Raw genomic sequence first — 13,090 nt, 5'->3', positions numbered from 1 at the left:
TCACCCTGGCACCACCTCGCGAGGGTGCGCCACCCAATACAGGTGGTGCACTCTCCTGCATGCCGGGTGTCTGTCCGATAGCCCGGGTGAGTCAGTTCACGAGATCTTGCACGCGGTGGAGTCCGCGTCGCAGGTGCTGGCGCATCGCCTCCGTCGCGGCACCCGAGTCCGATGCATCGATCGCGTCCAGGATCGTGCGGTGTTCAGCCCAGGCCAGATGCGCGGCGTCATCGCTCGTGTAGAGCGTGTAGCGGCTCATCTGGGTGAGCACCTCGTGAAGGTGCGCGGTGATGACGTCGTTGCCTGCGCTCCTGGCGATGCTGACGTGGAACTCCATGTCGGCCGCACCGAGTGCCTCCGCGTGCTCGGCCGACGACTCCGCGAGGAGCGCGTCGGCGCCGACGCAGATGGCGGTCAGCTCATCCACGCCTTCCCGGGCCACTGCGGAAGCGGCCCGCTCCGCGTTCGTGGGTTCGATGAGCAGTCTCAGATCGTAGAGCTGCTCGATGGTTCGGGAGTCGAGCAGGGGAGAGGCGGTGAACCCGACGTAGGGCTCCTTCTGGACGAGCCCATCCGCCTCGAGTCGGGAGAGTGCTTGGCGTACGGGTGTGTTGGAGACGTGAAGCTCCCGAGCGAGCCGGTCGAGATTGAGCCGCGCGCCAGGCGGGATGCGCTGTGAGATCAAGCTCTCGCGAAGGATTTCGTACACTTCATCGGCCAGCATCCGACGAGGTGCGGGGCGAAGGAGCGTGAGCTCTTCTCTGGGGGTCATCTGCTCGGTCATCACCTCTCCTGTTAACGCATGATCTGCCGGCGGGATCCGCATGATCATGTTTCCTGGACCGGGTGCCTTGACACTCCCGTACCGCGGGTTCACGCTAGCAGAATCGTGTACGAAGTTTCCAGCCTGAACTTCGATGCATGAAGAAGGAGGACCTCCAGGCCTCCACGTGGGCGAGGAAGCCCACGACACAGCCCTTCGCACAAAGGATCAAGATGAACAAACGAGTTGCCATCGTCTCGATGGCCGTTATCGCGGCCGTCGGTCTGTCCGGCTGCACCGCTGGCAGCAACACGCCCGCAGAAGGCGAGACGCCTAGTGTCGTCGTCTGGGTCGACTCTGTCCGCGAGCCGGCCGCGAAGGCCTACCAGGACTCGGTGAAAGGTGACGTGGATGTCACCATCGAGGTCATCGACACCACCGAGCTCGTGACCAAGATCTCGCTCGCGAACACCACCGGCAGCGGGTGGCCCGACGTGGTGTTCGCCGGCGCGCCGAATGACGTCGCGATCCTCGCTGACCCGAGCAACGGGTACGCCGCCGACCTCTCGAAGACACTCGATAAGTCCGTCTTCGACGACTACAACGGCGCCAACTCCTGGTGCGAGATCGAGGGCGACTTCTACTGCCTGAAGAACGATCTGGCGCAGACCGTGCTGTGGTACGACGCTCCGCTGTTCGACGAGCTCGGACTGACCGTACCGACGACCATGGAGGAGTTCGCCACCGAGGCGATGAAGTTGCAGGGCACCGGCTATGTGGCCGGCGCGATCGGCGACCAGAACTTCTACGCGTCCTACCTGTGGCCCAGCGGCTGCCCGATGGCGGCGGCCCAGGATGCCGCGACGGTGCGCATCGACCCGGATGCCCCTGAGTGCGAGCGCGTGGCGGACCTGGTCCAGCCGCTGGTCGACGCCGGTGTCCTCGACACGCGGTCGTCGTTCGACGCCGGCTTCCTCGCCGATGTCGCGCAGAAGGGCAAGGTCGCGATGACCTTCGGGCCGTCGTGGTTCGGCGAGTTCGTGCTGCGGCCGGAGAGCTCGTGGGCCATTCCCGCAGGGCACGTCGCTGCGGCGCCGATGCCTAAGTGGGGCGACAGCGAAGAGGCCTACTCGGGTGAGTGGGGTGGCGGGATCTGGATGGCATCGTCCCACGCCAAGTTCCCCGAGGCGGCGGCAGAGGCCGTCGTGTTCCTTGCCACCGACCCCGAGATGCTGACTGACTCGGTCACCTTCCCGGGATCCGGCCCGGCCTTCGAGGCGTGGGCGGAGCGGGTGAGCGGCGACGAGTACTACGCCGTCGACCCGGTGCCTGCCATGGTGGCGCAGGCGACGCTCATCAACCCGGGTGAGAAGCCGGTGCGGTTCGACATCCAGGGGCAGATCGGATCGGTGCTCGCCACCGAGATCACCGGCGGCGCACCCGTCGCGGATGCGATCCGCAAGTTCCAGGAGTCACTGATCCAGCTCGCTCCCGCCTCCGGGTACAAGGTGGTCCAGTAGGACATAGTCCCGTCGACCCGGTGGGTCGGAGCCGCACGGCGCCGACCCACCCGGGTCACAGATCGAAAGGACCGGTGACGCGATGGCGCGTTCACGGATCAAGAGAATGGGTGCCCTCGCAGGGCTGCTCATGCTCGCCCCGTACCTGATTCTGCTCATCGCCTTCGGGGTGGTGCCCGTGGTGATGGCGTTCTTCACGGCGCTTAAGCCGTCGATGGCAAACCCCGCGGGCGGGTTCCTGAACTACTTGCTGGTCCTCCAGGACTTCCGGTTCCTCCCGGCGCTGACCAATGTCGCCACATTCCTGGTGATCTACGTCCCGCTCATGATCGTGGTCGTCGCAGCCATGTCGCTGCTGCTCGACGCGGTGCGTTCGCGATGGACGATCGGATTGCGCGCCGCCTACATCGTGCCGGCGTCGATCTCCGGCGCCGTCGCGATCCTCGTCTGGTATTTCATGCTCGAGCCCACCTACTCGCCGTACGCAGACCTGCTCTCCGCGATGGGCATCACTGAGGGCTCGCAGATCTGGAACACCGGCAGCCTGGTGTGGATCTTCGTGCTGATGGCGTTCTTCACTGGCGCCGGGAACTGGATCATCGTGCAGTACGGCTCGCTGCAGTCCATCCCCGACGACATCCTCGAAGCAGCACGGATCGATGGGGCGAACGGATTCCAGCTCGCTGTGCAGATCAAGCTGCCCCTCATCCGCCGCTACCTCATCTACATGGCCATCCTGACCTTCGCGGCCGGTTTGCAGATCTTCGTCGAGCCGTACCTGATCTCCTCCACCGTTTACACCGGGCTCGCCGACAACTGGTCGCTGAACCAACTCGCGTACACCTTCGCGTTCCAGAACGCGAACCTCGGAGCCTCCGCCGCGCTGTCCCTGATGCTGCTCGTCGTGTGCATCATCGCCGCGCTCGTCGCCATCTTCCGCATGGACTTCTTCGAGGACGTCCGCGCCGAAACAAGAAAGTCCCGCCGTGTCGCACGACGCGCCGGCCGTCTCGTAGGGAGTGCGGCATGACCATCACGCGCACCATCGTCGCCCCGCCGGTGGCCGGCGACCCCGCGGCCACCCCCCGCTCCCGCGCAGTGAATCTGCGCGCCCTGCCGGGACGGGTCATCATCTGGCTGGTCCTCATCGTCTTCGCGGTGTTCAGCATCGTCCCGATGATCTGGCTGATCCTCGCGCCCTCGAAGACCGCACAGGAACTGACGTCGCAGCATCCCTTCTCGTTCGGCTCGTTCGCGCAGTACGGCGTCGCCTGGAACAACCTGATGCTTTTCCAGGACGGGCGTCTCGTAACGTGGATCTGGAACTCGGTCTGGTACACCGCGATGATCGTCTTCATCGCGTGCGCGACCGCGATCCTCGCCGGTTACGCCCTGGCGACCGCGCCGATCCCGTTCCGGCGGACCCTGGTGATCGCCACGCTCATCGCGATGATCGTGCCGCCGGTGGCACTTGTCCTGCCGCTGTTCATCGAGGTGTCGGCGATCGGGCTCTACAACACCCCGTGGGCGATCATCCTGACGAGCTCGTTCTACCCGTTCGGAGTGTTCCTCGCCTACATCTATTTCTCCACCGCGATCCCGAAGGAGCTCTACGAAGCAGCCCGCATCGACGGTTGCGGAGAGTTCGCCACCTTCTGGCGCGTCGCGCTGCCACTGTCCAAGGGTCTGCTCGGGATGCTCGCGTTCTTCAGCTTCACGGCGACATGGGTCAACTACTTCCTGCCCTACGTCATGGTGACCTCGGGCGACATCCTCCCGCTGCCGGTCGGCCTGGGTGTCCTGTTCAGCGCGACGCCGGCACTCAATCCCGGCATCGGCGCCAGCATCCTCCCCATCCGCCAGCCGGAGATTGCGCTGGCCGGACTTATCGTGGCCGTTCCCATCCTGATCGTGTTCGTCGCCTCGTCCCGGCTGCTCGCGCGTGGGGTCCTCGCGGGCGCGGTGAAGAGCTGACCCACACCGACCGCCGGCGGGTCCAGCGGGCCCGTTCTCATCACACACTTGGAGTAAGAAGTCATGAAGATCGTCTCGGTCGATGTGCTGCTGTCGGACGAACCGCCCGCTGAACCGGCCTTCGTCTGGCGGCACGGGTTGCCCGGATCCGAACCCGCCCGCACCACGGCATGGCTCGTCATCACCACCGACGACGGCATCCGCGGCTACGCCCAATGCCAGCGCGGCCTGATTCTGGCTGACCTGGTCGACCGCCGCCTGCGCAACGATCTGGTCGGCACCGACCCGCTTCGACGCGAATGGCTGTGGCATCGGATGTGGGAGCTCGACCGCATCGAGAACTTCCCGACCTACATCATCGGCGTCGTGGACGACGCCCTCTGGGACATCGCAGGTAAGGCCGCCGGCGAACCCGTCCACAAGCTGATCGGCTCGTTCCGCGACTCGATCCCGGCGTACGCGTCCACGGTCACGTTCGGCAGCGTCGAGGAATACCTGGATGTCGCCGACCAGTGTCTCGAACTGGGCTATAGCGCGATCAAGCTGCACGCCTGGGGCGACGCCCGCGAAGACAGCCGCCTCATCACCGCGCTCCGGGAGCACGTCGGGCCCGACGTGCCCTTGATGTACGACGGCTCGGCCGGGTTCGACCTTCTGGACGCGGTGTTCGTGGGTCGAGCACTCAGCGAAGCGAACTACCTCTGGTACGAGGAGCCGATGCGCGAGTTCAGCGTCACCGCCTACAAGCAGCTCGCCGAGCGCGTCTCGGTCCCGCTGCTCGTCGCCGAGGTCAGCGCGGGCGCCCACATGAACACGGCTGACTTCATCGCCGCCGGGTGCGCATCCGCCGTGCGAACGGGAACGGCCCTGCGCGGCGGAATCACCGGGTCGCTCCGGATCGCGCACCTCGCCGATTCGTTCCACCTCCGCGCTGAGGTGCATGGGATGGGTCTGCCGAACACTCACCTGTGCATGTCGATCCCGAACACCACCTACTTCGAGAGCCTCGTCACCTCCAACCCCGTGACCCGCGGGCCCGAGGTCGATGCTCTCGGACTGGTCCACGCACCGACCGGACCCGGAATGGGATACGAAGAGCTGTGGGGCGCGGATGCGCCACCGATCGCCTCCCGCAGCGTCGTCAAGCTCTGACACTCCCATGACCGACATCACAAAGCGCCCGCGGCTTGATCTCGAGTACCGGGACACCGTATTCGGCCCCGAGGGAGGTCTCGCGCCAGGCTCGAAAGCCCTGCAGCCGATCACAGCCGAAGGAATAGCCGAACTGCGAGCCGACTCACTCGACCAGCTCGACGATGATGAGACGCTCAGCCAGAACGGCAGCGTCACCTTCAGGGACATCCTCATCCCGGGCCTGGACGGAGATCCCGAGATCCCCGCACTCGTCCTCACGCCGACGAACTCCACCGGGAACCGCCCCGCCCTGGTCTTCACACATTGCGGCGGGAAGATCGTCAGTCATCCCCGGACGAAGATCTTCGGTCTCGGCGTGCTGGACTGGGTTGCGCGCCACCAGATCGCCATCGTCGTCGCGGGTGTCCGAGTCGGGCCCGAGGATCCGCACCCGGCACAGGTTCGAGACGGCTTCGCAGCGCTCCGCTGGACAAGTGAGAACGCTGGGACGCTGGGGGTCGACCCCTCCCGCATCGGCCTGCTCGGAGTCAGCGGCGGCGGCGGCGTCGCAGCCGGCACCGCCCTCTACGCCCGGGACCACGGCGGCCCTCCGCTCGCGCACCTGATTCTCCTCACTCCGATGCTGGACGACCGCGAGTCATTCCAGTCCAACCGGTTCGAGGAGGTGGTGTGGCCCCGGCGCTCGAACGCCACCGGCTGGACCGCGATTCTCGGCGACAGCCGCGGTGGACCGGACGTCAGCGAGTACGCGGCGGCGTCGCGAGCCATCGACCTCACCGGCCTCCCACCCACCTTCATCGAGACGTACTCCGCAGACATCTTCCGAGACGAGGCGATCGACTTCGCTTCCCGCTTGATGCAGACAGGCGCACCCGTCGACCTTCACGTGTGGGCAGGAGTCATGCATCGCGTCGAAGACTTCCCTCCCACCACCACGGTCGGAACCGCCATCTACGACGCGCGACGGAGCTTCCTGGCAAGGATCTCCGCCCGAGTCGACAGCGGATTCGAGAGCTGAGCAGCTGCAATCGTGTACGACCCTGAGTTGCTGCAGCTCCTGACGCTGCAAGGTCCATGGCCCACCAGCCTCACCGCGGAGGAGATCATCCCTCGCCGTGCCGAATGGGTGGCGCCCGCGATCGAGGACGTCATCGCCGGACGGCCGTTGAACGTGTCCACGATCACGCTGACAAGCCGTGACGGCACGCCGTTCGAGGTGGCCGTGCTTGCATCGACCACCGCGTCAGCGGGCAAGCCGTGCTTCGTTCATCCGCACAGCGGGGGAATGGTGATGGGCTCCCGGTACACCGGGGTGGAGATGGTGGCTGACTGGGTCGAGGAATTCGGAGCAGTCGCCCTCCTCCCGGAGTACCGACTCGCGCCAGAGCATCCATTCCCTGCGGGGTTCGAGGACTGCGTAGCCACGCTCGATCACGCCATCGAGCATGCGGCGAGCCTGGGAGTCGATCCGGCCCGGATCATCCTGGCCGGAATGAGCGCTGGCGGCGGGATCGCCGCAGGCATGATGCTCCAGCACAGGGATCGAGGCGGCCGCCCGCTAGCCGGCGTTGTGCTCATGTGCGCGATGCTCGATGCCCGGAACGACTCGCCATCCGCACTCCAGTTCGCCGGCTCCGGCATCTGGGATCGCGAAAGCAACGCGGTCGGATGGGCGGCCCTACTCGGCGACCAGGCCCCTCACGAGATCCCCGCCGAAGCATCGCCCTCCCTCGCCGAGGACCTCACCGGACTGCCGCCCACCTTCATCGACGTGGGATCCATGGACACCTTCCGCGACGAGGACATCGACTTCGCTCAACGGATCCGAGCGGCCGGGGGTGATGTCGAACTCCATGTCTGGGACGGCGGCTACCACGGGTTCGACCTCGCATTCCCGGCAGCGCAACTGTCGCAGAAGGCACTGCGAGCCCGCGCCGACTGGATCCGACGACGACTGGAGGGCTCGGCATCCCTCACCCTGACCACTGACACCGCCCGACCATCCACCCCTGCCCCGGAGCACCAATGACAACCACGATCACCGACGCACACGCCTTCCTCGTCGACGTCGCTGTCGAGACGGAGCGCACGGATGCCGTGCAGAGCTTCGTGAAGCAGGAGACGATCTTCGTCGAACTCACCACGAGCGACGGCCTGCATGGTCTCGGCTACTCGTACACGATCGGAACTGGGGGTCGTGCGGTGCTGTCGATGCTGCGCGACCACCTGCTCCCGCTCGTGATCGGCGAGGACGCCGACCGCATCGAGGCGGTCTGGCATCGCCTGTTCGCCTCCACCCGCGCCACCACGACCGGCGCGATCACCTCCCTCGCGCTCGCCGCGGTCGACACCGCGCTGTGGGATGTCGCGGCTCAGCGTGCCAGCCTGCCGCTGTGGCGGCTCGCCGGCGGCTTCCGTCGTGACGTGCCGCTGTACGACACCGAGGGCGGCTGGCTGCACCTTCCCGTCGACGAACTCGTGCAGGGCGCGCTGGACTCGCAGCGCAAGGGCCTGAGCGGGGTGAAGGTGAAGATCGGCAAGCCCACCGGGCATGAGGACCGCGAGCGCCTCGCGGCGGTGCGAGATGCCGTGGGACCCGGGTTCGAGCTGATGGTCGACGCGAACCAGTCGATGACCGCGACCGAAGCGATCCGTCGGGCGCGGCTGTTCGACGGGCTGGACCTGGGCTGGATCGAAGAGCCCCTCCCGGCCGACGACATCGAAGGCCACGTCCGGCTCGCCCGGTCCACATCTACGCCGATCGCGGTGGGGGAGTCGATGTACTCGATCGCCCAGTTCCGGGAGTACCTCGACCGGGGTGCGGCGGGGATCGTGCAGGTCGACGTCGCCCGCATCGGCGGCATCACCCCGTGGTTGAAGGTCGCCCACATGGCGGAGGCGTTCAACGTCGACGTCTGCCCGCACTTCCTGATGGAGTTGCACGTCAGCCTGGCCGCCGCCGTCCCGAACGGCCGCTATGTCGAGCACATCCCGCAGTTGCGCGCGATCACCCGCACCGAGATGACCATCGAGGACGGACGCGCCCTCGCCCCGGAGACGGTCGGGCTCGGCATCGACTGGGACCGCGACGCCATCGACAACAGGATCGTCGAGACCACCGAGAACAGGATCCTGGCGTGACTCTGCTCACGCGCCAGCACCGCGGCCTCGCCTTCACGGAGCTGGGCGCCGGCTGTGCGCAGCTCGGGAACCTGCACCAGGCGATCTCGGACGACGAGGCCGAGGCGACCGTCCGCGCGGCGTGGGACAGCGGCATCCGCTACTTCGACACCGCTCCGCACTACGGCCTCGGACTCTCGGAGCGACGCCTGGGACGCGCGCTGTCCGCATACCCGCGAGACGAATACGTCCTCTCCACAAAGGTGGGGCGGGTGCTCGTGCCCAGCCCCGAGACGGCCGCGGAACGAGACCACGAAGCCATGTTCGACGTGCCCGCCGACCATCGCCGGGTCTACGACCTCAGCCGGGACGGAGTGTTGCGCTCCATCGAAGACAGCCTGGAACGACTCGGGGTCGAGCACATCGACATCGTCTACATGCACGATCCGGACGATCACTGGGACGCAGCATCCACCACAGGTGCGCAGACGCTCGCTCAGTTGCGGGACGAGGGCGTCATCGCGGGCTTCGGTGCCGGTATGAATCAGGCCGAGATGCTTGCCGACCTGATCGAGCAGACCGATCTCGACATCGTGATGTGCGCGGGTCGGCTCACTCTCCTCGAGCAGCACCGGGCAGAGCGGATGCTGCGCCTCGCCGCCGAGCGGGACGTCGCCGTCGTCGCGGCCGCGGTCTACAACTCCGGCCTGCTCAGCCGCGAGCGCATTCCCGACGACGCCACATACGACTACGGGCGGGCCCCCGCCGATGTCCTCGTCAAGGCACGCGATATCGAACGGATCTGCCGCGACCACGGAATTGCGCTCCCCGCAGCGGCTATCCAGTATCCCCTGCGGTTCCCACAGGTCGTGACGGTGGTCGCCGGAATGCGAGGAGCCACTCAAGCCCGCGAAGCCGTCGAGCGCCTCAACACGCCAATCCCTGATGAGCTGTGGTGCGCACTCGCGGACGCGGGACACCTTCTGGTTCCGGAGGCTGCGGCGTGAACGGCATCATCGACGCGCACACGCACATCTGGAACCGTGACTCGGGCGACTACGGCTGGATCACACCGCACCTGGCCGTGCTCGACCGCGACTTCGGGTTGGGCGACGTGACGGCGGAGGTCGCTGCGCTGGGCGTGGACCGGTTCGTGCTGGTGCAAGCCGCGGACACCGTTGGAGATACCGACCGGATGCTCGCCGAAGCCGCAACGCATCCCGAAGTCGCGGGTGTCGTTGCATGGCTTCCGCTCGAGGTGCCCGGGCTCGCCGACGCGCTGGCCGCTCGTCTCAGCACCGGCATGGTGGTCGGCGTCCGCGCCCTCATCCACGACATGGCCGACCCCCGGTGGGTGCTGCGCGACGACGTCGCTGCGGGTCTCGACCTGGTTGCCGCCGCTGGACTCGCGTTCGACGTCGTCACCTCGGGGCCCGCGGCCCTCGACCTCGTGCCGCAGCTCGCGGCGCGGCATCCGTCGCTGCGGATCGTGATCGACCATCTCGGCAAGCCGCCGATCGGCGGGGATGCTGAGGCCTTCGCCGACTGGCGTACCCGGCTGCGCGCGGCAGCCGCGTCGCCGAACGTCGCCGCGAAGCTCTCCGGGCTGGCCAGCTCGGTGGGCGCACCCGACTCGTGGATGGTCGACTCGCTGCGCCCCGTCGTGGCGGAGGCCGTCGATGCGTTCGGGCCCGACCGGCTCATGTACGGCGGGGACTGGCCGGTGTGCCTGCTCGCCGGCGGATACACCCGCACCTTCGAGGGCCTCCACGCCGCATTGGACGTCTCGGCGGCCGACCTCGACCTGATCCACCACCGGACCACCCAGGCGTGGTACCGGCTGAACGAATGGCCACGATGAGATTTGCAAGGCTCGGCGCACCGGGAAGCGAGATCCCCGTCGTCCACACCGACTCAGGAACGTTCGACCTGCGCGCTCTGACCGCCGACATCGACGGCGGGTTCCTCGGCGGCGACGGGCTTGGGCGCGCGGCGGAGGAGGTGTCCGCCGGCACGCTGACCGAGATCAACCCGACCGGCGTCCGCGTCGGTTCTCCGATCGCACGACCGGGAAGGATCGTCTGCGTCGCTCGGGATGCGGCTGTGGGTCAACGGCGAACTGCGCCAGGACGGCTCCACGGTGACCATGATCTTCGGCGTCGCGGCGACTGCGGATCGGGCACCGCCGCCGCCGCGACGAGCCATGAGTCGAGCGGGACTCCGGCCGGGGTCGCGCTAGGGATGCCGGACCAGCCCTATCTCAGAGGGGGCGATGTCGTCGAACTCGAGATCGATGGGCTCGGACGAGCCCGACAGGAGATGAAGCAAGCATGAGCGCACACGACTTCGACGGACTGGTAGCCGTCGTCACCGGCGGAGCGTCCGGCATTGGGTTGGCCACGGCCCTCGAACTGGCAGGTCGGGGCGCGAGCGTTGCGGTGCTCGATGTCCGCCCCGACGTTCCCGCGCCGCTGGAAGGCTTCACGGCGGATGTCTCTGACCGTGGTTCCGTGGCGGCGGCGATCACTGCGGTCGGTGATCGCTTCGGGCGTATCGACATCGTCATCAACAACGCCGGCATCGGTGCCTCGGGCACGGTCGCCGACAACGGTGACGACGAGTGGGCGCGCGTTCTCGACATCAACGTCACCGGAATCGCTCGCGTCTCCACCGCCGCGCTGCCGTGGCTGCGGGAGAGCCCGGCCGCCGCCATCGTGAACACCAGCTCGATCGCGGCGCAGAGCGGGCTGCCGCTGCGCGCGCTGTACTCCGCCTCGAAGGGCGCCGTCCTCGCTCTCACCCGGGCGATGGCCACCGACCATGTCAGGGAGGGCATCCGTGTCAACTGCGTCTGCCCCGGCACCGCGGCGACCCCATGGGTGACACGCCTCCTGTCCGCCGCGGACGATCCAGAAGCCGAACTCGCCGCACTTAACGCGCGACAGGCGATCGGCCGACTCGTCACCCCGGAAGAAGTCGCGAAGGCGATCTGCTACCTCGCCAGTCCGCTCTCCGGATCGACCACCGGCACCGCCCTCGACGTCGACGGCGGCGCCACCCACCTGCGCGTCCGACCCATCCCCGCGTGATGCGCGTCGCACAGGTGATTCGACTCGATCCCGAGTCGATCGAAGAATACGAACGCCTCCATTCCGCGGTCTGGCCGGCGGTGCTCGCCCAGATCGCCGCGAGCGGCATCCGCAACTACACCATCTACCGGTACGAGACGCTGCTCTTCGCGACCTTCGACTACGTCGGGGACGACTTCGACGCCGACATGGCAGCCATGGCAGCGGACGAGGCGACACAGCAGTGGTGGGCGGTGTGCGAGCCGTTGCAGCGTCCCGTCGCCGAGCGTGACGAGGGGGAGTGGTGGCACATGATCCCAGAAGTGTTCCACGTCGACTGAGACGACGGTATGGATCTCACCGTCTCGGGTGGGCCCACGCGAGAACCCGCCTCAGGCTCGCGCCAGAGTTGCGGATGACAGCGTGCCGGTGTCCTCGATACGTCCGATCGAAGGGTTCCTTGCCATGGCGTTGAATCTGGGCGTTCTTAACTTCCAGAGGCGTCGAAGGATCGCAGAAAGTCCCTCAAGCTCGGTGACAGCAACCGCTCTTGAACGCACAAATGATGGAGGCTGAATGTTCGGTGATGCTCGGACACAGGTGTCGTCGAGCGTCGACGCGCAAGCTCGCGTGCGTGCCGCTTATTTCGTGTCAGACAGCACCGGCATCACCGCCGAGACTCTGGGCAGCGCGCTGCTGGCGAACTTTCCCGGAATCGGGTTCCAGCGCCACACGATCCCTTTCGTCGACACGGTGGCCGGCGCGCAGAACGTCGTGGGCGACATCCACGCGGCTGCCGAACGCGGGGCCGCGCCGATGATCTTCGCGACGGTGAAGTCGGCGGAGATCCTCGACGTGCTGCGGAAGTCCGGCGCAGTGATCATCGATCTTCTGGGCGGTCATCTGACCGAACTCGAGGACGCGCTCGGCACGACCGCATCGGAACAGCTGGGGCAGTTCCACGGCCTGGGCGATATTGAGCACTACTTCGCCCGGATGAGGGCGGTGGAGTACGCGATCGAGCATGACGACGGTCAAAGCGGCCGGGCCCTCGACATCGCGGATGTCATCCTGATTGCCCCGTCGCGCTGCGGGAAGACCCCCACGACGATGTATCTCGCGTTGCAATACGGACTGCTCGTGGCGAACTACCCGTTGACGGACGACGACTTCCCGTCGGATGGGCTCCCGTCAACCGTGGCGAAGTACGGCGCGAAATGCTTCGGGCTGACGACAACGCCCCTGCGGCTCAGCCAGGTGAGGCATGAGCGGCGCCCGGACTCGACCTACTCGAGCCTCGCCCAGTGCACCCGCGAGCTCCGCCGCGCAGAAGACCTCTATCGCCGCAACCGTGTGCCGTTCCTCAACTCCTCGACGAAATCCGTCGAGGAGATGTCGGCGGTCATCATGCAGTCCATGCACCTGCGGTCCTAAAGCAGCCCCGAACCCGCACGAAACCGAACCCACTCATCGCCCTGCGCGCCCCACCC

Annotated in this window: 14 protein-coding genes; 13 read left to right on the top strand and 1 reads right to left on the bottom strand. The window is 66.9% G+C overall.

Annotated elements, in window-relative coordinates; translation table 11 throughout:
• Positions 1-91: 91 nt before the first annotated feature.
• Positions 92-784, bottom strand: coding sequence for a GntR family transcriptional regulator (locus ABEA46_RS14725; protein ID WP_345545352.1), 693 nt, complete (start codon positions 782-784; stop codon positions 92-94).
• A gap of 212 nt (positions 785-996) precedes the next feature.
• Here ABEA46_RS14725 and ABEA46_RS14720 point away from each other — a divergent pair, with 212 nt between their 5' ends.
• From ABEA46_RS14720 to ABEA46_RS14660, 13 genes are all read left to right on the top strand, one after another.
• Positions 997-2,283, top strand: coding sequence for an ABC transporter substrate-binding protein (locus tag ABEA46_RS14720; RefSeq protein WP_345545350.1), 1,287 nt, complete (start codon positions 997-999; stop codon positions 2,281-2,283).
• Positions 2,284-2,389: 106 nt separating this feature from the next.
• Positions 2,390-3,313 (top strand): carbohydrate ABC transporter permease, encoded by a 924-nt coding sequence (locus tag ABEA46_RS14715; RefSeq protein ID WP_345545348.1) that lies wholly within the window; start codon positions 2,390-2,392, stop codon positions 3,311-3,313.
• Positions 3,310-4,257 (top strand): carbohydrate ABC transporter permease, encoded by a 948-nt coding sequence (locus tag ABEA46_RS14710; RefSeq protein WP_345545346.1) that lies wholly within the window; start codon positions 3,310-3,312, stop codon positions 4,255-4,257. Before ABEA46_RS14715 ends, ABEA46_RS14710 begins: the two co-directional genes overlap by 4 nt.
• Positions 4,258-4,320: 63 nt before the next feature.
• The gene (locus ABEA46_RS14705) at positions 4,321-5,409 is read left to right on the top strand and encodes an enolase C-terminal domain-like protein (protein ID WP_345545344.1); all 1,089 of its coding nucleotides are present in this window, start codon (positions 4,321-4,323) and stop codon (positions 5,407-5,409) included.
• Between the two features lie 7 nt (positions 5,410-5,416).
• Positions 5,417-6,430: an alpha/beta hydrolase gene (locus ABEA46_RS14700; RefSeq protein WP_345545341.1), complete on the top strand. Its 1,014-nt coding sequence runs from the start codon at positions 5,417-5,419 to the stop codon at positions 6,428-6,430.
• A 12-nt stretch (positions 6,431-6,442) separates the two neighbouring features.
• The gene (locus ABEA46_RS14695) at positions 6,443-7,441 is read left to right on the top strand and encodes an alpha/beta hydrolase (protein WP_345545339.1); all 999 of its coding nucleotides are present in this window, start codon (positions 6,443-6,445) and stop codon (positions 7,439-7,441) included.
• On the top strand, positions 7,438-8,553 hold the full coding sequence (locus tag ABEA46_RS14690; RefSeq protein ID WP_345545337.1) for a mandelate racemase/muconate lactonizing enzyme family protein: 1,116 nt from the start codon (positions 7,438-7,440) through the stop codon (positions 8,551-8,553). Before ABEA46_RS14695 ends, ABEA46_RS14690 begins: the two co-directional genes overlap by 4 nt.
• Complete coding sequence (locus ABEA46_RS14685; protein ID WP_345545334.1) at positions 8,550-9,539, top strand: aldo/keto reductase; 990 nt, start codon at positions 8,550-8,552, stop codon at positions 9,537-9,539. The genes ABEA46_RS14690 and ABEA46_RS14685 overlap by 4 nt, the downstream gene beginning before the upstream one ends.
• Positions 9,536-10,393 (top strand): amidohydrolase family protein, encoded by an 858-nt coding sequence (locus ABEA46_RS14680; RefSeq protein ID WP_345545332.1) that lies wholly within the window; start codon positions 9,536-9,538, stop codon positions 10,391-10,393. Before ABEA46_RS14685 ends, ABEA46_RS14680 begins: the two co-directional genes overlap by 4 nt.
• Positions 10,381-10,866: a hypothetical protein gene (locus tag ABEA46_RS14675; protein ID WP_345545330.1), complete on the top strand. Its 486-nt coding sequence runs from the start codon at positions 10,381-10,383 to the stop codon at positions 10,864-10,866. The genes ABEA46_RS14680 and ABEA46_RS14675 overlap by 13 nt, the downstream gene beginning before the upstream one ends.
• Positions 10,863-11,621, top strand: a complete 759-nt coding sequence (locus tag ABEA46_RS14670; protein ID WP_345545328.1) for an SDR family NAD(P)-dependent oxidoreductase — start codon at positions 10,863-10,865, stop codon at positions 11,619-11,621. The genes ABEA46_RS14675 and ABEA46_RS14670 overlap by 4 nt, the downstream gene beginning before the upstream one ends.
• Positions 11,621-11,941, top strand: coding sequence for an L-rhamnose mutarotase (locus ABEA46_RS14665; protein WP_345545750.1), 321 nt, complete (start codon positions 11,621-11,623; stop codon positions 11,939-11,941). Before ABEA46_RS14670 ends, ABEA46_RS14665 begins: the two co-directional genes overlap by 1 nt.
• Before the next feature lie 235 nt (positions 11,942-12,176).
• Positions 12,177-13,034, top strand: a complete 858-nt coding sequence (locus tag ABEA46_RS14660) for a pyruvate, water dikinase regulatory protein (protein WP_345545326.1) — start codon at positions 12,177-12,179, stop codon at positions 13,032-13,034.
• Positions 13,035-13,090: the final 56 nt, after the last annotated feature.

The sequence above is a fragment of the Microbacterium jejuense genome (assembly GCF_039544225.1).
Lineage (GTDB): Bacteria > Actinomycetota > Actinomycetes > Actinomycetales > Microbacteriaceae > Microbacterium > Microbacterium jejuense.
Note: the sequence above shows the minus strand (reverse complement) of the source record. Positions and strands in the feature narration are given on the sequence as shown.